This is a genomic window from Streptomyces sp. NPDC005492 (assembly GCF_040605995.1).
In the GTDB taxonomy this organism is placed as follows: domain Bacteria; phylum Actinomycetota; class Actinomycetes; order Streptomycetales; family Streptomycetaceae; genus Streptomyces.
The window spans coordinates 25149-45034 of record NZ_JBEXDX010000061.1 but is presented as its reverse complement, the minus strand read 5'-3'; the positions used below and the strand labels follow the sequence as shown (position 1 = coordinate 45034).

Sequence of the window (19886 nt, the reverse complement as noted above, 5' to 3'; positions counted from 1 at the left end):
GCTCCGCAGACACGACGCGGTGTCGCTACGCGACACTCACCGCGCTCCGCGCGGAAGACCGGAACTCCGTTCCGGTCACCGGCTCGCTCCGCGATCCGGCAACGGGACCAGCCTCCGGCCGGCCCCGGACAGGACCGGTGCGCTCCGCGCCCCCGCCCTGTAAAAGCATCTGACTGGGAAAGGGGGTGACGGGTGTCATGCGCACGCCGGTCAAGGGTGGCTGGAATGGGGCCCTCGGGGGCCTCGTGCAGCATCGCGTCACGCGATTCGGACTCGACGATGCGTCACCAACTTTTCGAACAGATGGCGTGCGTCACTTTATTTTGTGGCTAGATTCTGGGATGGTAGACCACTACCATCCCGTCAAGGTGCATTGTAAAAGTGTGCCCAGGTGAAGGAAATAGAATTCGTCACTTTGGAGCCTGGATGAAATCTGGTCTGGAGTTGATTGCCTCTTGGGTAATGCGAGGATGTAAGGTCTCATGGCCGGGATGGAATTGCGGCCGCATCAGGATGAGGTGCTATCGATAACATCGTCCGTATTTTCGGAGGACCAGGCGTGCAGCGGACTTGTGCTGTAAATGCGCTGCGCCCCCGGACAGTGTGTTGTCCGGGGGCGCAGCGCATTTGATGTAGGAGGTCAGCGACGCATGAGGGCGAGTGCCCAGCAGCTGACGCCGGCGCTCAGCCAGTTGGCGGCGCTACTGCCATCGCCCGAGACCAGCTGGGTGGCGGCACCGACGAAGGATGCTGTCCCGGCCGCCATCAGGCCTCCGCATGTCATCGGCGCGGCCTTCTCCGTGGCGCGGGCGATGGCCTTGGCGCGGCGGTCTCGCTTGATCTCGCGGATCGCCGTACGGGACTTGCGCGTCTTGGCTCGATTCATGGCGTGCTCGGCCTTGGCCTCGACGAGGTCGTCCTGCGGGGACTGCTCGTCCTCGTTGCGCCGTTCGGGCATGCTGGTCATGGCAGGGCTCTTTCGTGTGTGCTGCCTCGCGTCCTCCGGGTGAGCTGAACCCTCGCGCGGGGGACAAGCAGCGGGTGGTTGCTATGTCACCCGTAGAAAACGCAGCCGGGCCCTTCAACGAAGGGCCCGGCCTGTGTTTCAAGTCACACTCGCGCAGTTACATATAGATGCGTAATCCATATGTACTGCGGCACGCACTAACATATTTCACGATGGCTCCGTTCCTGGCGTATGGCGAAGATTTCCCACGGCCCTCCCGTGGGTGGTTTATATTTTCGCCCGTATCATCCGGTAACACCCCTCATTCCAGGCTGCGCGGTGTTGTTTGATTCTCCGTTCCGGTAGTGCTTTGTTTTTCCTCGGAACCAGCTAAGCACTACGAAGGACGCTTCGAACGCGGCGGTAATCATCCGATCCGTGCGGTACCTTACGACGCCAACGAAGCCAAGCAGGTAATCGACCAGCTCAACCGTCAGGAGTAGCACGGTAATAGGCGGCCGTTCGGGTCCGGACTCAGTGGTGGGTTTCACTTTTGATCTCCTCTTTCCTGGAAAGCCTTTGACGTCATTGGTGAGGTAACGTCCCCCTAGCGGCTTCCCACTCGGGTCCGGCTTCAATGCCCACGAGTGCACTGACGCCGGACCCTGGAAGCAAGCCGTTTCAGTCCGCGTCTACGCGATTAAGCCGCATCAGGAATGTCCGCTTGGCTGTTGGCTTCTTCAACTTTGGCTTGGCGGCGCCGACTGCCATTCGCACGCTGGCTGTTGATGAGCCAGTCATCTCCGCGACGACGTCCGCCGGTACTGCGAACGCGCTGTGCAGGATGAGGGAGAGCAATTCCTTCGTACCGACCAGATTGTGCATGGCGGTGGCGAGGCGCTCGGCCTCCCTAATCGCGTCGTCCATTGACGATGCGAACCCTTCGGTCAGCGCCTCCGCCATGGACTTGTCGGCCTCCGCAAAGAACGCGGACTCTGCGCTCTCCCCGCCCTCTATCGTCCTCGGCAGCTCGATGTCCTCTGTGTACTCAGCCAGAGTCACAGCGCGGGCCGCGATCTTCCGATAATGATCCTGGTAGGCGTAGATCACCGCCTGCCGAAGGAACCTCATTATCTGGTACCGGGCATGCTCGGGACGCTCGTCGAGCACGAGCGGGGCCCCTTCGATGCGATGCAGGGCTTTGGTAATGGCGTCCTGCGCAATGTCTTGCCGCGCAGCACGCGAAACGCGAAGTCGCCTCGCCCGGCTGTGCGCATAGCCAGCTAGCTCACCCACCAGCTCCTTCTGCCTGAGCACCTCAGCGCGGACGCTCTCATCCTCATCCGGGCCGTCCCCGCAAGGCGGTTTCCTTTGATCCGGAACCGGAGGTTCGACATCAACAGCGGGGGTGTTGTCCTCCTTCGACACCCCCTTGTCGAGCTTGGCGCGCACCTCATGCCCAAGCGCGCCACGGTGATAGGCCTTCTGGATGAGTTCGCGCACGCGCACGCGCATGGCTTCCCCATCGTCAGGCACCTTTGCCCTACTGGTCATTTGCCGTCTCCAGCTCGCTCACACTTCTTCGTGCGATAGGGGAGAACGGCCGCTAGAGCTGTTTTGAAGGTTCACCGCCTGTGACACCCGTCACATGTTGCGGAAGGCGACGAGCACCTCCGCCGGACGGACATCGCCAGACCCAGAGCACGCCCAGGTCCCCGCGCCTACGATGGATAACAGCACCACTGCGCGGCGTCGGGGAGGACCAGTGGAGCCACAGGACACCGGGACCGAGGACATCCGCCCGCGCCCCGACTACCCGCCCAAGACACCGCCGCCGCCGAAGAAGCCGCCGTCGCCGCCCCCACCGCAAACCCGCGTCGACGCTGCGCCGGCGCGCCTGGACGCGTTCCGCGGGTGTCGGGTGATGGCGAACCGGCAGGGCGCCACCTGGTCCCTGGAGGCGCAGCCCTGGGTGGGGAAGAAGGCGGTCGCCAACGTCGCCGCGCGTCTGGCCAAGTGGGGACTTTGCAGGCCGGCGGAACTCGACAACGTGGTGCTGCTGCTCGTCTCCACCGTAGTCGGGGACGGCGGCCGGCACATCAGCGTCCATCTCGGAGAGCAGGATCACCAGGCGCTGATCCTCGCCCTCAGCCACCAGCCCGACGCGGCCGACGTCCAGGACGCGGTCCTGTCGCGCCTGCACGAGCTGGGGGCCGTCAGCTGCGGCACCGAACTCACCCCGGACGGACGCCAGGTCTGGGCTGTCCTGGACTGCGCCGTCTAACTGGGCTGTCTCGGGAGATTGGTGTCAGCTCAGGCTGGCTGCTGTCCGCCGAACCAGCGCTCAGCCGCGTCACGAAGTCCGTTGTTGAGCAGCCAGGCTTTCGCGGTCGCATCGTCCACGAATCCGTAGGTGTCCGAGTCTGTCGGAGTACGGGCTTTTCTCCCCAGCCAGGTACACGCGAACGTGGCCAAGTGCGTGGTCGCCACAGGGCCGGGGCCGGCCGATAGCCAGCCAGCCTCGTGACAGAGCGGACTGTCCAGGGTGGGGCAAGACCCCATCGCGCAGCGACGCCCGAAGGGCGCCCTTGACCGGCCGTCCTGTCACGCACCCTCAGAGATCGGGCGGCCCCGGCTCTCCGGCCTGCAGGTGCCCCTCTTCAGGTGGGGACGTATGTCTGTACCTCTCTGGCCACGTTCAGGTGTACGCCGACACGCACGGTCAATTTCAGATCAGTCGTTGCCATATTCAGGCTCTTGCGCAGCGTAGTCATCGAAGTCGCCCTCCGCGTCGAACTCCGTTGGCAATCCAGCTTGTCTAATCAGCTCATAGCTGTTCAGGACCAACTGGCAACCGGCGCAACTGAAATGATCGGCGCTGATGGTGAGAGATACCGAGCCGTCGTCCAGATAGTAGGTATCCCCATCGTCGGTGTAGCCGGACGTCGGATAGTTGATCTCCTCTTCGACCACCTCCTCGCCTTCGAGGAGTCCGGTCGATTCACAGGCTGGACAGGTCGCGGCCTCGCTGTGAGACATGGTCGCTGAGAGGTACTGTGCTGTTTTCCACTCAGCAGCGACCTTAGCCGGGAGACTCCCGTCAAGCCATTGCTGACGACGCTGCTTTGCCCTCTCGATCAGAGCTTCGGTCCGCTGCTCGATGTTCTTGGCGTTCCGTTCAAGATGCTTAGTTACTTCGATCTCACGGAGGCTCCCCACGAGTTCTTCCATGTCGCGGTCAAGTGCGGTGACAAGAACGGCAGCCTGAGCCCAGTACCTGGGCCACCACGAGTGCGACGGAATCGACATGAAACCGGTGCCACTGCTGTGGAGGTACTCGTTACGTCCATTAATGATCTTCATTGCTTCGGCTTGGTCAAAGGGCTTGAACGCCTTATGACATCGGGCCATCAGGGTCTTCGCACGGACAGAAGTGAATCTGGCCTCTCCTTTAACAAGTCCACTCGCAATGAGGAGGTTGGTTCCCTCTTCATTTGGTTCCGCGATCAGGAGGGGTGATACGCGCGCTAGGGCGGCTTTGGCTAGTAGTTCGAGTGCCAGCGCAGCCCATAGGGCTTGCTCGTCGAACGATCTAGCGTCGTCGTCCATGGCACGGTTCAGAAAAAGCTTGGCTTTCGTCCAGAGAGCGTCGTGATCAAATGGATTGCTCATGATGCCTCGTGATTCATGCGAAAGGCGATTCGCTGAATCTCCCGCTGCGGGTCTTGGGCAGCGGAAGCCCGCGCGTGGAGACATCGCCGGTTGTCAATCAGGAGAATGAGGTTCGGCTCGTTCCAGGCGTGCTCAGTTGTAGATTCATACTGTTCTTCAAAGAACTGCACCGCCCGGCGCGATCGTGCATCGCACGGCATCATGCAACCTGGGTCATAACGTAGACGCCCGCCGTCGGCAACCGTGGCAAAGAAGCTGTCGGTTCCACTGTTGATTAGGAAAACTCCGTGCTCGACAAAATCTGGTAGCCCTCCCACGAAGCGCGCGTAGCGCTTCCTGGACCACAGACGTGTAGGCGTAGTGCTTGGATTGACGCAGGAAAGGACGACGATGTCCGGCGGGTGAGGCAGATGAGCGCCGTCTGAATGCAGCGGCTGGGCTCCCTTTCCATACTGTGCGCTGAGAGAGTTGGGGGCAGCCTCAGCTGAATCGACTGGACGCAAGGTGGTCACAGTGGGGCCACCTCGACGTGTCGGAACCTCAGTCCACTTAAGCGCCGCAGCATCCAGTTTCACCTGTTCTAAGGTGCCCTGGCCTGCGGCCCACCCGTGACGTCTGGTGTTGTTGAGCAGGTCTTCCAACATCCGTGCCATGCAGCAGTATCTACTGATCCAGCGCGCGGTCCGCCATGCTTTTAGATTCTCTCGGATTACGCGGCGAAGCCGATGTTGGTGACGTACTCGTACTCGCCCCACTGGGAGCCGAGGTCGACGACCTGGTCGACCCATGTGTCGTCCAGGCTCCTGGTCGTTGTCGGCGGCCCACGCGGCGACGATCCGGTCCCAGTGACGGACATTCATCGTCCGGTACTCCACCGGCCGTTGGTGGGGACGGTCCACCTGTGACTGGTTGAGCGGGGTGGATCCCCACAGGGGTGTCTCAGCGTGCCAGTCTGAGGCGTGCCGCTTCTGCAGCATGGGACGCGGCTTCGATCAAGCCGAGTTCGCCGGCCAGCGTTCCCACGAAGGCGTCGACCGCCTCGTTCGCGCGACCCTCCATGGTGTGTGGCTCAGCAAAGTACGCCGCGAACTCTCCGGTGCCAATGGTCGCCAGGGTGGGCCGGCGGGCCTGATACTCCGCCCACATCGGCCGATAGATGGCGCGTACCCGGTCGAGTTCCGGTTCGGCGATCTCTTCGTGCCGAAGGCTGCGGACCGTCTGCTGTCTGGCCTTCCACATCGTGATGTGGTGCTGGACGGAGACGGGCCCGAACGGGCCCGGAAGGGCTCGTTCGATCCTTGGCATGCCGGGCTGAGTTGGCCAGGGCGAATACAACTCAGTGAGGACCGACGTCAGTCTGTCCACGTCGATCCGCCCGGTCCGCTCGCCTTCTTCGAGGATGAGCTGGGCAACGCGCCGTTGCTTGAGGCTGGCTGACGGATGGGCGAGTTGCTCCACAATCGCCCGGCTGCTCTCGCGTCGCCTAACCACAGTCGTCTGGCCCATGGCGCGCGCGTGGGTACGCCAGGCCCGGCGTGCTTGTGGGGTGAGCACAACCGTGTCGTCGATCAGCCACAGGTACAGCACGACCCGGACCAGGGAGCGCTGCGGAATACGCCCCAGCGGGGAGCGCTTTCGCGCTTCCAGGAGCCTGGAGAACAACTCGCGCTGCTCGCGGGGGAAGACCCGCGGATCGCTGCCGTGCGCGCTCGTCTTGCGCGGCTCAGGATTGGCGAGGAGCCCGTCCTCGATCCAGGAGGTCACCATTCTGGGACTGGCCTTCACATCCAGAGCGAGAGCGTCGGCGACCAGATCCGCCGATGTCCCCTCAGCCCAGGCAGTGAGCCGATTTCCGTTCATGGCGCCGAACTTACATCGAGATTCGAGCACCAGGAGCTGCGTTCAGCGGACGTCACCCGGAAGGCTTGAGGCAGCAAAAACTGCGCCCCGCACCGTATCCCGGCCAGGAACAAGCGATGCGGGGCCAGCCGACTCATCCCCTGAACGGAGACCGTCATGTCCCACCGTACGCACCGCCCCGACGCGAAGCAGCGACGCGCCCGCCCTCCCCTTGGCCAAGGCCTTTGGCAGACGGTCTTCTACGCCGCTTCCGCCACATTGGCCAGCGGCCTGATCCACGAGTTGCTCTACCTGGTCCACAGGTCCGTCGTCTAGGGCCTACCGCCACACCAGAGAGATGCCGCGCCCGGGCCTGCCGGGCGCGAGTTCGACCCTCCTGGCCCTCGTCCAGCCAGTACGAGGGCCAGGAGGGCAAGGCTAAGGAGTACGTCGTCGAGGATGTCTTCGACATGTTCGTCATGCACCACGTGATGGGTGAGATCGAGGGGTACGCCGCCTCCGCAGTGAAGACCAAAGACGTGACGTACCCGGTGCATTCCTTCGAGGTGCTCAAGCTCTCGAACCTGGTCGCGACGTTGTGGGCCCCCTTGCAAGTCCCTGTGCTCGCAGGAGTGCAGCGACACGCACATGCACATCGGGGCCGCCGCGGACTGCGGCCGGCGTGGTCGCGCGAACAGCTCGCTGGTGTGGGCGCTGGCGTCAAGAGTATGGACTCGCTGGTCAACAGCCTCGCAATCGACGGCCCTTCGGGCTCACTGCGAGAGGTGGGGACCACACGCGGTCAAGTGCCCCCAACTATGCCCCTCCGGGGTGTCAGTGAGGCCCTTTACAGTCAAGGGCAAGTCCACGGCCCTTCGGACAACGAAGGGAGAGACCCCTGCGAAGCCATGCCCTAGGAAAGCTGCTTCGCGACCGGGGTCTCCCCTTCGCCTCACGTCGGGCTGCCGTTCCTGTCGAAGGAGTCCAGAAGCGTGACGTCCCTTGACCGTACCCGAACGGGTACGGAGTCCTCCGCAGCCCAGTACTACCCGTGGCTGCCCGTCCTGAGCACCCTGGCGGTCCTCGCCACGGTGCTCGTCCTCGCCTTCACCGGCAACACCGCGGCCGCAGTGGCCGTCGCCGCCGCGGGGGCCGCCGCCGGCGGCATCCACATCACCGTGCACATCCGGCGCTGACCAATGCCCGGGCGCTCCACGGAGCGCCCGGGCTCGCTGCTCAAGGTTGGTGTGTTCAACACGGTCATCGCCAGCTCCTCCCTGTCTGCTGTCACAGTAGGACGCCGCACTGACAAGGTGTTCTGACCTGCATCTTCGAGTGTGGGGGGATCAGCCGAGCCAGACGATGTCGATGACGTACAGGCGTCCGGCCGGACGGTTGACCCAGTAGACGACCGTGAGCCCTCCGACCGACGCGGCGCGGACGTCCTCGCCCTCGGGGTCGCGGGCGTCGAAGGGCGGGAAGGACCACGGGTCGCGGCCGGCGATGTCCAGGACGTCCCGCAGCATCTCGCGGACCGGCTCGGGCAACTCATGCGCGGTACCGGCTGCTTGGGGCGACAGGCGGGCGTGCCAGGGCGGTTGTCCGTCACTCACGTGCGGGCTCCGAAGACCTGGTCGAGGTCTATGCCGTCGGAGTCGTCGCAACCGCCGGTGAGGAACGCGTCGACCGCCGGAGCCGCCGCGAGGCGGGCCCGCCAGGTACGGACGACGGCGTGGACCGGGGCGAGGCTGAAGGAGTGCCGGGCGTCGTCCAGTGCGCGAACCCAGTCCTGCTCGAACGCCGGCACCCATGTGCTGGCGCGACGGTCGGCGCGGAGTTCGGCAAGCAGCTGCGCGGCGGCGGCCGGGGCTGGCGGGGCGGGGGCTTCTTCGGACTGCGCGCTCATGGCGTCCTCCAGGCAGGTCGTCCTCGTCACGGTACGCGCGCGGGACCACGACGGGGATGCTCTCCGCACGGAAGCCACCGTCATGTCATATCAGGCGAGCTGCTGTCGGTCGGCTTCACAGATTTCCAACTTTCGAGGGCAGCGTCAGTGACTGATTTCTTCGGTTCGATCGGCCATATGGCCCCCTTTTCAAGATCAAACAGCCACACATTCTTTATATTTTCGAGACGGTCACGATAGGTGACAGGGAAAGCCACGGGCACACTATGGGTCCAGTACTGGCTGCCGCGATCAAGTATGTCAGGGCAGACAACCACAAATGGTTTCAGGTCCCGCATCGTTCCAGAACCGTCCCAGCGGTATCCGTAGAAAGCTAGCCCGTCTGCATAGTTGGAATCAAGTCGGATTTGAAAGTCAGCGAGCGAACGCATGGCATTATTGTTGAATTGCTTCAATATTAGCTTTTCCAGGGCAGATATATTTTCAATTTTCGCACGCACGCGAAATGCTTTCAGTGGAGATTCGGCACGCAGAATTGCAAGGTGAACTTGCTCGCGGTAATCGTTATGCTGCTGGATATCGGTTTCTATGTGGCTGGAGGTCGTCCACCAGACGTCCCACCCGTGAGAATTCTGGCCGACCCAACTCGAAGGCCACTGCCGACTTACCTGCTCCAGAACTGACTTGGCCAGGGACTGAGGCCTGTGCGGCCGCATCCGGCCGGTCAAAATCCACGCCACAGAATCAGTGAGACTTACTCCTTCCACAGGAACCCACTGTTGGAAGGATGAATCCTGGTCCAGTTTCGTCATGCGCGCGATTCCAGCACTTACAGACCACCCCCCACCCTCATGGCCTGAATTGAGCAGTATCGAGGGAACAGTCCCGACCCAGAGGCGGGGCTTGAGGCCGAACCAGCAGACCTCGACGCCATCCTGCTCATATCGATTCGTGCGCTGCTGGATGTCCTCCGGAGTGATCGGTGAAAGCTGCGCTTCGAGGGCCATCCGCTGTGCACCGTCGGGACTGGTCGCCATCACATCGGCACGCCAAGAACGATCCGGTGCCGCAACCTCGTATTCAGCGTGATACCCCACTGCGCGAGATGCATGAGCAAGTTCGAGTTTCAGCAGGTGATGGTCAATTGACTCGCCGCCTGATAGGGAGCAGCGGGGGGCTCGGGGTGCGTGACGGAAGAAACGCAATCCGAGGGGAGAGCGAACTGGGACCATGGCGTGCTGGCACTCGCGGCAGCTAAGTGGGGCGGCAGGTCGAGCGCGGTGCACTGTATCCCAAGAGCTGCCGCATCCAAGGTCTGGGGCGGTTGCATCGATAGTGCCCCAGGTTTCGTGGTTTACCAGGAACGCCATGGCTCCAACTCCGCCCCGTGAAAGGGAAATGTGCCTCTAACGGTAACGTCAGACGACCATCCTCGTCATGGATTTCGGGTGAGGCCGATGAAGGTGAACCTGGTACACATGGGCTTCTAGATCATCGTGCGGTTCGTCGTACGAGCCGTGCAAATAGTTGTCCCTCAGTCCCACCGTGCGCACCAGCGCACCTCGAACGCGCCGCCCTAGCTCAGGCGGCGAAGCCGATGTTAGTGACGTACTCGTACTGGCCCCACTGGGAGCCGAGGTCGGCGAGCTGGTCGACCCAGGCGTCATCGAGGCCCTGATCGTCGTCGGCGGCCCACGCGGCGACGATCCGGTCCCAGTGACGGACATTCATCGCCCGGTACTCCATCGTCCGTTGGTGGGGACGGTCCACCTGCGACTGGTTGAGCGGGTGGATCTCGACACGGGTGCCGCGGTTGAGGCGGGCCAGGAGGTAGCGAGCGACGTTCTCACGCCGGACCGTGCGGTAGGCCTGCTCGATCGCGGCGAGGTTCTTCCGCGAGGGCGTGCGGGTGCCGGCAAGCCAGGCCCGCACGGTGCGGTCCATGACGGTCAGGCCGGCCGCGCGGGCGGCGGCCCGCGCGTGGTCGGACCGCGTGAGGTAGTGCAGCCGGGCGAGCAGGCCGCGGTGGACGGTGACCGGGGTGGCGATGTAGCCGGCGAGCGCGTCCAGCTGCCGCGCGACAGCCTCGTGGCCCTTGATGCCGCGCGCACCGAATTTACCGAAGTCGAGATTGCGCTCAGGCATTTTCAGCCGCCTCTGATTCTGTCGTGCTGCCGACGGTGTAAATGTCCTTCACCTTGACCTCGGTCACGCCGCGCCCTTCCGGGAAGACGGCCCGCCAGTCGCCGATGACATGCAATTCGTCGGTGCCCATGGCGCGGACCACCATAAGGCCTTCGTCGTAGGCGCGGTGGGCTTTCCACCACAGGTTGGCGAATGCCTGGGAGCGGATGAGGTGCATCCAGTCGGTGCGGTACAGCTCCCGGTTGTAGTTCGACTCCCCCATGGTCGAGACGAACTTCGAGTACATCGCCTTCACGTATTCCAGCGTCACGTCGTCGCCGTCGGCGATCGCGGTGTCGCGGGCGTCCTTGAGGGTGATGCGGAACTTCTCCAGCAGGCCTTCCGTGGCGCCCGACGTCCACGACTCGTGGATCACCGGCGGCTCGCACAGTCCGTACTTCGGGCCGGAGATGCGCAGCAGCAGGCGCAGGGTCGGCTCGGTCACCCACAGCGGGCCCGCCTCATCGCGGTTGCCGATCGGGTTGGGCAGCACCGCGTCGTGGTCCCAGGCTGGCGGGGTGATCAGGTGGATGCCGGCGCGGTGCCGGTCGTGCTGGCCGCCGGTGGAGTGTTCCATCTGACCGAGTGGCAGGTGGGTCTTGAGCGCGCTCAAGTAGGCGCCGTTGACATCGAGCGCGGTCACCTCGTGCTCGCCGGCCGGGAGTTCGGGGCGGGCCCATTTCGGGCGGGCCTCCCAGACCTGGTCGGCGCCGCGCGCGGTCTGCTTGCGCAACACGTCGGGCAGCGGCGGGTGCGCGACGACGTCGTAGCGGCCGCCCTTGCGTGTGTGGTCCAGCAGCGCCATCGCGTCCGGGATCGCCCGCTTCACCAGTGCCGCGGTGGCCGCCTCCACATCACCGGCATGCTCAGCAAGGACGGCCGCGACCGCGGACGCGATCAGGTCCGGGGTGTCGGCGGGCTGCATACGGCGACCGACCGGCACGACCTTCACGCCGCGCCCGGCCTGCCGTACCGGCTTGCCGGCGGGCGCCGGACGCTGCGCCTCGGTACGCCCGACCGGCTCCGGCTCCGGCTCCCGGGCGGGTTCGGCGGCCGGGGCGGGTTGGGCAGGGCCGCAGTCGGCGGGGTCGAGGTGCTGGGGGAATCCTTCGACCTGGTGGCGGGCTGGCTGCCCGCACAGTACGCACGGCTGCGGGACGGCTAGCTCCTCGACGTCGTCCAGGTCGGCCGGCTCGTCGGCTTCCGCCGACTCCTCTGCGGGTTCGACGGCAGGCTCTGTGACTGCAGTTGCGGCGGTGTCCAGCTTGGTGCGGGCTGCGTTGAGGAAGTACGCGTACTTCTCGCGTACTTCGCCGTTCGGTTCGCGTCCAGACTCCCAGCCCCCGACCGTGGACGCGCCGACGCCCAGAGCTTGTGCGAGCTGAGCGCGTGAGACGTTCAGTGCCTTCCGCAGGGAGCGGCGTTCTTCAACGGGCGGCAAGGGGGTTTCCTGCCCTGCTCGGGCGAGCAGGGCGTCGATCGCCTCGAAGTCCGTCATCGGGCTCCCCCGTCCTGCGCGGCAGCAGTCCGGCGGGCGCGGGCTGCGGTGCCGCCGACCGGTCGGCGGCGTTTTGCGGGCAGGGACTCTGTGGCCTGGGTGGGGCCGGCAAGCAGTTCCAGTACGTCGATTCCGTAGTGCGCGGCCACGACGTCGCAGTCGGTCAGACTCCAGGCGGCCGCTCCAGACTGACGGCGACTCACCTGCGCCTGACTCACCCCCAGCGAGGCCGCGAGATCGGCCTGCGACTCACCCGTCGCATACAGAAGCGCGGCGATCGCCGACCGCAGCCGCTCATCCAGGGCCATACTCATAGCGAGAAGTATACAAGATACGCACCATTAATGCGAATATCGCAACCTTGGCGTATTCGGTGCTGCCGGGCGTGGCGGTGGAGCCGGTGCCGTTGATCGCGGCCTGACCTGGCCCGGGCCGGTTCGAGGCAGTCTTCACGATGCGGTCGGCGGCGTCTTCGCAGGCGGCAGGGTGCTGCTGGTGGGCACCTATCAGGTGCTGGTGGAAGATGTTCGGATGCCGCATGTGACGCTGCGTCCGCATCAGGTTGAGGCCGTTGATTCGGTTGTCCGGGCACTTTCCGGGCTCCCCGGCGGCCGTATGTCTGCCGATGGCCTCAGAGCGCAGGTCATCTCTGCTACCGGGTCCGGGAAGACGCTGATCGGTGTCGAGTCGGCGCGCCGGCTGTCCGCCCGCCGCGTGCTGGTCCTGGTGCCCACCCTGGATCTCCTCACTCAGATGACGCGTGCGTGGCGTCAGGGCGGGCGCAGGGGCGCGATGGTGGGGGTCTGTTCTCTGCGAGGTGCCGACAGTCAGGGTGTGCCCTGCACGACCGACCCGGACGAACTGGTCGCCTGGACGGCCGGCCCGGAGGTGATCACGGTGTTCGCGTCGTACGCCTCGGTCGGCATGGGCACCCTCCAGCGCGCACACGCCGCAGGCCTGCCCGTGTGGGACCTGGTCGTCGTCGACGAGGCGCACCGCACGAGTGGGGACGCGGGCAAGCCGTGGGCTGCCGTGCACGACCAAGCGCAGATTCCTGCGGTCCGCCGGCTGTACATGACCGCGACCGCGCGGGTGTGGGAGGCGGAGGGTGACCGGCCGCGGATGGTGGCGTCGATGGATGAGGATTCCGAGGTCTTCGGTCCGGTCGCGTACAAGCTCCGGTTGTCCGAGGCGATCCGCATGGGCCTGGTGGCGCCGTATCAGGTGCTGTGCCTGGACATCCGCGATCCCGAGCTGTACTCGGCGCAGACTACGGAGGCGACCGGCTCCGACGCGGTGCGCGGGGCGCGGTTGGCGGCCGTGCAGACCGGGCTGATGCGGGCCGCGGCCCAGGAGCGGTTCCGGCGGGTGTTGTCCTTCCACAGTCGAGTGGGTGAGGCGGAGGCGATGGCGGCCGCGGTGCCGGTGACGGCGGGCCGGCTCGCCACAGACGACCCCGAGACCTTCCCGCCCGCGGAGCAGGTGTGGGCGGAGTGGCTATACGGCGAGCACGCGCCCGCGCACCGCCGTGACGTGCTCGATGAGTTCTCCTCCGATTTCCTCGGTACGCCAGAATTCGAGGGTCGGGATGTGCGTGCGGAATTGAGGGTTCTTTCCTCGGTTCGTGTTTTGGGTGAAGGCGTCGATACTGCTGAGTGTGATGCGGTTCTTTTCGCGGACGCGCGTGGGTCGATGGTGGATATCGTGCAGATGGTCGGGCGTGCTCTGCGGATGCGTCCAGGGGTCGGGAAACTGGCCACGCTGATCGTTCCCGTATTCCTCGGAGAGAACGAGGATGCCAACGAACTGCTCACCTCGGATGCGTACGGGACCCTCGCGAAGATCCTCGGGGCGCTGCGGGCGCACGACGCGGAGACGATCGAGGCCCTCGCCGATCCGCGCGTGCGCAACAGCCGGTCTGGGACGGGCGAGAGCGTCGAACCCGAGCAGGGCGAGGGCGGTGAGCGCGGCGAGGACGACGGCCAGGAGCAGGACGTCGTACGGGTGGGGCTGGCGGCGGCCGGGGTGCTGCGGTTCAGCGAGGAACGCGACCCGGCCGTGCTCACCCAGTTCGTGCGGTTGCGGGTCATCGACCCCGAGGCCGCGTACTGGCGGCGCGGGGTCGAGGCGGCGACCCGGTGGCGGCGCGAGAGTGGCAGCAGTGAGCTGCGGGTGCCGTACACGTACGTCACGCCGGAGGACTGGCCGGCGATCGGCGGGCATCCGCTGGGGGTGTGGGTGGCCGATCAGCGCCGGTACTACGCGGCCGGGGTGCTGGAGGCCTCCCGTGTCGTCGAGCTGGAGGCGCTGGGGATGGTGTGGTCGGTGCAGGCGTCCGCGTGGGATGCCGGCCTTGCCGTGGCCCGCTCGTACGCGGCCGTCCACAGTCACTGCCTGCCTGCCGCCTCCGTGGTCTGGGACGACTTCCCGCTCGGGGTGTGGGCCAAAAATCAGCGGGCGGCGGCTCGTAGGGCGGCGGAGAACGCCGCACGGCGCGAGGCGGGGGAAGCGGGCGTCTCTGCCGCTGGTGAGCTGTCAGCGGCCCGTACGGAGGCCCTCGCGGACGTGGATCCGGGATGGTGCCCGGCGTGGGAGATCGGCTGGCAGCGCTGCTACCGGCTTGTCCTCGCCCACGTCCAGGCCGGCGGCACACTCCCGACCGGACCCGGGCAGCTACTCGTGCAGGGCGAGGACCTGGGCGTATGGATCGCCGGGCAGCGGACCGGGTGGGAACGGCTGATGCCCGCGCAGCAGTACCTCCTGGAGTCCATCGGAGTGCAGCCTCGTAGTGAGGGCGAGGTGGTCGCGAGTAGGCCGCGGTCGCAGGACGCCCGATGGACCGCCAACCTCGCCGCCGCCCGCCAGTTCCACGCCCGCGAAGGCCACCTGCGGCCGGCGCGCAAGCACGTCGAGATCGTGGACGGCGAGCCATTCAAACTCGGAGCGTTCCTCGACAACACCCGCCGCCGGGCAGGGAAGTTGAGCACGGAGCGCCGCGCGCAGCTGGCCGCGCTCGGTCTGGAATGGGCGGCGGGCTGACGGCTGTCCTGCCGGTGATTGAATCCGGAGCCATGGAGAGACTTGCGGGCGACTGGTGGGATTCTGGCTTGTGGTGGCAGTTCGCCATCACGAGTGCCGTGAGTGTGCTGGTCGGTGGGCTGGCGGTGTGGGCTACTTTGCGGTCCGCGAACCCCAAGCGGAAGATCAACTGGTGGGTGCGGTCCAACACCCCGTTGTTCGAGCGGCTGGCCGGCGACGGGGCCATGCTGACGGTCAGTCTGGGAACTGCGCGGCTGACGCACCCTCGCATCATTGAGCTTATTCTCAGCTGCTCGGGAGACCGGGACGTCACCGCGGAGATGTTCTACGAGAGAAAGCAGATCAAGTTCGACTTCGATCACGCGGTGGCAGCGGTTTTGGATGTATCAAGCGATCCTGCGGACGCCCTCCTGCCCGGGATCGACAAGTGGCAGGAGCTGATCCCGGGTACCGGGGGTATGCAGCGAGGCGGCCTGTTGGTCGAGCCGAGTCTCCTTCGCCGGGGGCAGACCGTCACGGTGACCGTACTCATCGATGGCGAGGAGAAGCCGGTGCGGTGTGTACAGTTCCCGCTCGTCGATGTAGAGCAGTCCAACGTGCGTCCCGGCTCCCCCTGACCGCAGGTGTCAGGCGGCCCGGCCGTTCCTCCTGGCGCGCGGGGGCCGGGGAAGAGGATGTTGTCCGCTGCCGAACGCGACGACGACGGCGACGCCCCCTGGCCACCCGGCATGCCGCGAGGGAGCCCCGGATCATCCAGCTCCAGGCCCAGGACGTATGTGAAGCCATCGAGGTGGCGGTGTCCCGGGCAGGCGCCGCGAGACGCCGGACTACGGGGCCGTCACGGCGAGGAGGGCCTTGCGTGCTTCCTCCGCGCGGGGTGAGCCAAGTGCGGTGTACAAGGACAGCGCCTGCCGGTAGTGATCGATCGCGTCGTCCCGGTTTCCCGTGTGTTGCCGGATGCGGGCCGAACCGATGTGGGCGCGGGCCTGTTCTTCCTGTTCCTCGATTCCGCGGGCCACTTCGAGCGCCGCTGTGTGGGCGTCCAGGGCCTCGGTGTGTCGGCCGGTGCCGTGCAGTGCCTCGCCCAGGCCGTTGAGGGCGCCGGCCTCTCCGTAGGCTTCGCCGGTGCGCCGGAAGTGGGCGAGGGCTTGGTGCTGGTGTTCGGCGGCTTCTTCGTATCTACCCTGGCGGCACCTCGCGTCGCCCAGGTTGGAGAGTGCGTGTGCCTCTCCGCCGGTGTGTCCGAGGCGCCGGAAGAGGGCGAGCGCCTGCTCGAAACGGCCGGCCGCGGCCGGGTGGTCACCCAGTCGCCTCAGGACGATGCCCAGGTTGCCGAGGGCACTGGCCTCGCCGAACGTGTGGCCCGTCTGCCGGTACAGGGCCAATGCCTGTTGGTAGCGCTGGATCGAGGCCTGGTAGTCCTCCAGCAGCTCCTGCACGATGCCGAGGTTGTTCAGCACGTCGGCCTCGCCGGGGGCGTCGCCGACCGCGCGGAACAGTTCGACCGCCTTCTCGTGCTGTTCGGCGGCTTCCCGGTAGCGGCCCTGCAGTTCGTGCAGTACGCCCATATTGGTGAGATGGCGGGCCTCGCCGGCCTCGTATCCGATCCGGCGGCTCAGCGACAGCGCGTCCGTGTGGTGGCGGCGGGCGCTGGCGTAGTCGCCGAGGCGTCGGTGGACGGCGCCGATGCAGGCGAGGACGTCGACCTCGCCGCGGGTGTCTGCCACCGCGCGGGCCGCGCGTAAGGCGTGGGTGTGCACGGTCAGTGCGTCGGCGAAGTGGCCCGAGCGCTCGTAGTGGCGGTGGAGCGTGGTGGCGATCCGTACGGTGTGGCGGGCCGGGCCGGGGTCCTCGGTCCGGGAGCACAGGGCGACGAGCGTGGGCTGGGTGGCGCGCAGCCATGCGCGGCACTCGTCGGCCGTACGCAGCGGCGGCAGGCCGGTGGGCGGTGCCGCGACCGCCGGACGTAGATGGCGTTCGGCGGGATACAGCACGTCCATGGCGGCCGCCGACGCCGCGAGGGAGTGGTCCAGGAGCCGGTTCAGGGCGGCGTCACGTTCCGTAGTCCGGTCGGGCCGGTTCGCGAGTCCGGCGGCGTAGGCACGCAGAAGGTCGTGCATGGTGTGGCGGCCCGGACCGCTGCGGTGGACCAGGTGTGCGCGGGACAGGACATCGAGGGACCGCCGTGTGTGTTCGACGCTCCCGCCCGCCAGGGCGGTGGCCTCGTAGACGTCCGCGTCGGGTCCCGGGTGCAGACCCAGGAGTCTGAACAGGCGTGCTTCCTGCTCGGGCAGGCGGTCGTAGGACCAGGAGAAGACCGCCCGCACGGCGCCCCGGGGGTCTCCGTCGGCCGAGTCCAGGAGGTCCAGACGTCTCTTGTGGTCCCGCAGTTCCTCCACGAGGTGGGGCAGAGGGTCCAGAGGGCGGGTCAGTACACGTTCGGCCGCTATCCGCAGAGCCAGCGGCAGTGCCCCGCACTGCTCGATTAGGGCGGTGGCTGCCGCGTGGTCCGCGTCGAGGCGCGGCCCGATCAGGGCGCGCAGCAGAGCGAGCGCCTCGTGCGGCGCCAGGACGTCGAGGACCACGCGGTGTGCTCCGTGCACCGATACCAGGGACGACAGCGCGTCACGGCTCGTGATCAGGACTTTGCAGGTCGGGCTGCCCGGCAGTAGCGGGCGTACCTGCGCTGTGGAGGCAGCATTGTCGAGGAGGACGAGGAGGCGCCGTCCGTCGACCGCTGTGCGGTAGCGGGCCGCGCGGTCTTCGAGCCGCGGCGGTATCTCCTGGCCAGGCACGCCCAGGGCGGTGAGAAAGCCGACGAGGGCCTGGGCCGCGGAGACCGGTTCGTCCGGGTCGTAGCCTCGCAGGTCGACGTAGAGCTGCCCGTCGGGGAACGCTTCCCTCGCCTGGTGTGCCCAGCGCACGGCCAGTGCGGTCTTGCCGACGCCCGCCGTGCCGGAGACGGCCGAGACGACCACGGCCGACCCACTCCCGCCCGTCTGCGGGCCGTCCGCGGGCACCAGCCACCGTGTGAGCTCGGCCAGCTGTTCCTCCCGACCACTGAAATCGCTGACCTTCATCGGGAGTTGGGCGGGAATCACGGCAGGGGCCGGGGTGGACGCGCGAGCTGTGACGGGGCCGGACCCCGCTGCCGACAACCTGTCCGGCCCGGTGGCGCGCAGCATGTCCTCGTAGACCGACCGCAGTTCACGGCCCGGCGACACACCCAGCTCGGTGTGGAGCCGTCGACGGATGCTCGTGTAGGTGTCCACCGCCTCGGCCGTCCTTCCGGCAGCGGCCAGGCTCCGGATCGTCTCTGCGGCGAGCGGCTCGCAGAGCGGCTGTTCCGCCAGCAAGGACTGCAGGACGGCGGGCGCCTGCCCGGGCTCGCCCTGCCGCAGCAGGGCGCGGGACCAGGCCAGGGCCGCCTCCACCCGCTCCTGCGTCCATGCGGTGCGGGTACGGTCCACCCACTCCCCCGGCAGCCCGTCCAGCGGCGTGCCGCGCCATAACCGCAGGGCTTCTTCCAGGACTTGCGCGCGGCGGGCGTCGGACAGGTGGCCCTCCCCCGCCCGCTTGACGAGCGAGCGGAAACGGAGCAGGTCGATGGCGTCCTCGTCGGCCTCCAGGACGTATCCGCCGCAGCTCCGGCGGATGCCGAGCGGCGGGGCGGGTGTCTGCGGCCCGGCCCCGTCCCGCGTGGGTGTCGCGCCGTCGAGGAGTCGCCGGAGGCGGCTGATGTGCGCGTACAGGATCGACCGGGCTCCCTGGGGTGCGGCGGTGTCCCAGACACGGTCCATCAATGTGCTTAAGGGGACGGGCCGGCCGGTGTCTGCCGCCAGTGCCGTCAGGACCGCTCGGCGACGGGGCTGGCCGACGTCGACCACGCGCCCCGCGACACGCAGTTCCAGGGGTCCGAGGAGGTGAAGGGTCATCGTGCCTCACGCGGGACGGGCGGCAGGGGCGGCAGCTGGTGGCAGGGACTGCGTGCGCCGTGCAGCGGCCGGGGCTCCAGGCGGCCCTCCGTGGTTCGCTCCGGGGCCGCCGCAGGGCAACCATCGCAAGATTTTCGCAAGATTCACAGTAGATCCTCAGGTCATCTGCCGTCAGGCGGACCGCGACGGACGCCGCGTGCTGTGGGGCACACCCGCGGCGGCATCCGTGGACCCTCGGCGCAACACGATGAAGAGAGATGAAGAGAATGGATCTGTGCATGCGCACGATGACGTCCCGAGTGAAGAACCGGACGGCCCTGGCCGCCGTCACCGCTGCCCTCATGGCGTCCGCAGTGGTCGTCGGGGGCGCCACGGCCGCCTCCGCGGACGGGTGCGTCGGCCCCTTGTGCGGCGCGGTCAAGAACCGGACCGGCGAGACGATGCACTACACGACGAGCCTCGGCGAGGGCCCGCACTACTGCGACGTGTGGAACTGGGGCGGGGGCACCGGGAGCGAGTTCAAGCACGCCAAGTGCCGGCAGCTGACGTTCGGCAACGGAACGCGGGGCGGCAACGGGACCGGCGTCGATGTCGACGCCTTCACCTTCGCCACGCACGGCTACCACGAGCGGTTCTCGCGGGTCGGCACGTGGCACTGGCGGGCAAAGGGCGTCTGGACGAAGATCCGCACCGGTGAGATCGCCGACTGCGGCATCGGCGCCAGCAACCAGGTCTGGTGCACCGTCCTCGTCCAGGCCTAAAGACACCTGCTCCTTGGATCCGGGGTCTGAAACCGGTGGGGCCCGGTTGCCGCGGCGCGCGGGCTCGGCTTCGCCGGTACGGCGGTGGACCACCACGGTGATCATG

18 protein-coding genes and 1 pseudogene are annotated in these 19886 nt (G+C 66.7%); 6 read left to right on the top strand and 13 right to left on the bottom strand.

Annotation, left to right across the window (positions count from 1 at the left end; genetic code table 11):
- Positions 1-640: 640 nt before the first annotated feature.
- On the bottom strand, positions 641-967 hold the full coding sequence (locus ABZT04_RS41875; RefSeq protein ID WP_356064792.1) for a hypothetical protein: 327 nt from the start codon (positions 965-967) through the stop codon (positions 641-643).
- Between the two features lie 660 nt (positions 968-1627).
- Positions 1628-2500, bottom strand: a complete 873-nt coding sequence (locus ABZT04_RS41870; protein WP_356064790.1) for a hypothetical protein — start codon at positions 2498-2500, stop codon at positions 1628-1630.
- A 211-nt stretch (positions 2501-2711) separates the two neighbouring features.
- On the opposite strand from ABZT04_RS41870, the gene ABZT04_RS41865 reads away from it, so the two are divergent.
- On the top strand, positions 2712-3230 hold the full coding sequence (locus ABZT04_RS41865; protein WP_356064787.1) for a hypothetical protein: 519 nt from the start codon (positions 2712-2714) through the stop codon (positions 3228-3230).
- A 449-nt stretch (positions 3231-3679) separates the two neighbouring features.
- On the opposite strand, the gene ABZT04_RS41860 is transcribed toward ABZT04_RS41865, so the two are convergent.
- From ABZT04_RS41860 to ABZT04_RS41850, 3 genes and pseudogenes are all read right to left on the bottom strand, one after another.
- Entirely contained in the window at positions 3680-4618 is a 939-nt protein-coding gene (locus ABZT04_RS41860) for a hypothetical protein (protein ID WP_356064784.1), read from the bottom strand.
- Positions 4619-5327: 709 nt separating this feature from the next.
- Positions 5328-5539: pseudogene (locus ABZT04_RS41855) on the bottom strand (transcriptional regulator); the annotation flags it as partial.
- 18 nt (positions 5540-5557) lie between these two features.
- Positions 5558-6478, bottom strand: a complete 921-nt coding sequence (locus ABZT04_RS41850; protein WP_356064782.1) for a hypothetical protein — start codon at positions 6476-6478, stop codon at positions 5558-5560.
- A 156-nt stretch (positions 6479-6634) separates the two neighbouring features.
- Between ABZT04_RS41850 and ABZT04_RS41845 the strand changes: the two genes are divergently transcribed.
- Both ABZT04_RS41845 and ABZT04_RS41840 read left to right on the top strand, forming a co-directional pair.
- Positions 6635-6793 (top strand): hypothetical protein, encoded by a 159-nt coding sequence (locus ABZT04_RS41845; protein WP_356064779.1) that lies wholly within the window; start codon positions 6635-6637, stop codon positions 6791-6793.
- A 656-nt stretch (positions 6794-7449) separates the two neighbouring features.
- Positions 7450-7653 carry a hypothetical protein gene (locus ABZT04_RS41840; protein ID WP_356064776.1) on the top strand — a complete coding sequence of 68 codons (204 nt, stop codon included), beginning with the start codon at positions 7450-7452 and terminating at the stop codon, positions 7651-7653.
- 150 nt (positions 7654-7803) lie between these two features.
- Here the strand turns inward: ABZT04_RS41840 and ABZT04_RS41835 are convergent, their stop codons facing one another.
- From ABZT04_RS41835 to ABZT04_RS41805, 7 genes are all read right to left on the bottom strand, one after another.
- Positions 7804-8070 carry a hypothetical protein gene (locus ABZT04_RS41835; protein ID WP_356064774.1) on the bottom strand — a complete coding sequence of 89 codons (267 nt, stop codon included), beginning with the start codon at positions 8068-8070 and terminating at the stop codon, positions 7804-7806.
- Positions 8067-8363, bottom strand: a complete 297-nt coding sequence (locus ABZT04_RS41830) for a DUF6247 family protein (RefSeq protein WP_356064772.1) — start codon at positions 8361-8363, stop codon at positions 8067-8069. Before ABZT04_RS41830 ends, ABZT04_RS41835 begins: the two co-directional genes overlap by 4 nt.
- Before the next feature lie 80 nt (positions 8364-8443).
- Positions 8444-9595 (bottom strand): competence protein CoiA family protein, encoded by a 1152-nt coding sequence (locus tag ABZT04_RS41825; protein WP_356064795.1) that lies wholly within the window; start codon positions 9593-9595, stop codon positions 8444-8446.
- A 349-nt stretch (positions 9596-9944) separates the two neighbouring features.
- Positions 9945-10508, bottom strand: coding sequence for a transcriptional regulator (locus tag ABZT04_RS41820; RefSeq protein ID WP_356064769.1), 564 nt, complete (start codon positions 10506-10508; stop codon positions 9945-9947).
- A complete protein-coding gene (locus ABZT04_RS41815; RefSeq protein WP_356064767.1) occupies positions 10501-12045 on the bottom strand; it encodes a helix-turn-helix transcriptional regulator in 1545 nt (514 codons plus the stop codon). The genes ABZT04_RS41820 and ABZT04_RS41815 overlap by 8 nt, the downstream gene beginning before the upstream one ends.
- On the bottom strand, positions 12042-12359 hold the full coding sequence (locus ABZT04_RS41810) for a helix-turn-helix transcriptional regulator (protein ID WP_356064763.1): 318 nt from the start codon (positions 12357-12359) through the stop codon (positions 12042-12044). The genes ABZT04_RS41815 and ABZT04_RS41810 overlap by 4 nt, the downstream gene beginning before the upstream one ends.
- Entirely contained in the window at positions 12340-12585 is a 246-nt protein-coding gene (locus ABZT04_RS41805) for a hypothetical protein (protein WP_356064761.1), read from the bottom strand. Before ABZT04_RS41805 ends, ABZT04_RS41810 begins: the two co-directional genes overlap by 20 nt.
- Between ABZT04_RS41805 and ABZT04_RS41800 the strand changes: the two genes are divergently transcribed.
- Positions 12577-15084, top strand: a complete 2508-nt coding sequence (locus tag ABZT04_RS41800; protein ID WP_356064759.1) for a Helicase associated domain protein — start codon at positions 12577-12579, stop codon at positions 15082-15084. The genes ABZT04_RS41805 and ABZT04_RS41800 overlap by 9 nt on opposite strands.
- A gap of 98 nt (positions 15085-15182) precedes the next feature.
- The gene (locus ABZT04_RS41795; protein ID WP_356064756.1) at positions 15183-15701 is read left to right on the top strand and encodes a hypothetical protein; all 519 of its coding nucleotides are present in this window, start codon (positions 15183-15185) and stop codon (positions 15699-15701) included.
- Positions 15702-15911: 210 nt separating this feature from the next.
- Here the strand turns inward: ABZT04_RS41795 and ABZT04_RS41790 are convergent, their stop codons facing one another.
- Positions 15912-19019, bottom strand: a complete 3108-nt coding sequence (locus ABZT04_RS41790) for a tetratricopeptide repeat protein (RefSeq protein WP_356064754.1) — start codon at positions 19017-19019, stop codon at positions 15912-15914.
- A gap of 278 nt (positions 19020-19297) precedes the next feature.
- On the opposite strand from ABZT04_RS41790, the gene ABZT04_RS41785 reads away from it, so the two are divergent.
- Positions 19298-19780, top strand: coding sequence for a hypothetical protein (locus tag ABZT04_RS41785; protein WP_356064752.1), 483 nt, complete (start codon positions 19298-19300; stop codon positions 19778-19780).
- Positions 19781-19886 lie beyond the last annotated feature (106 nt).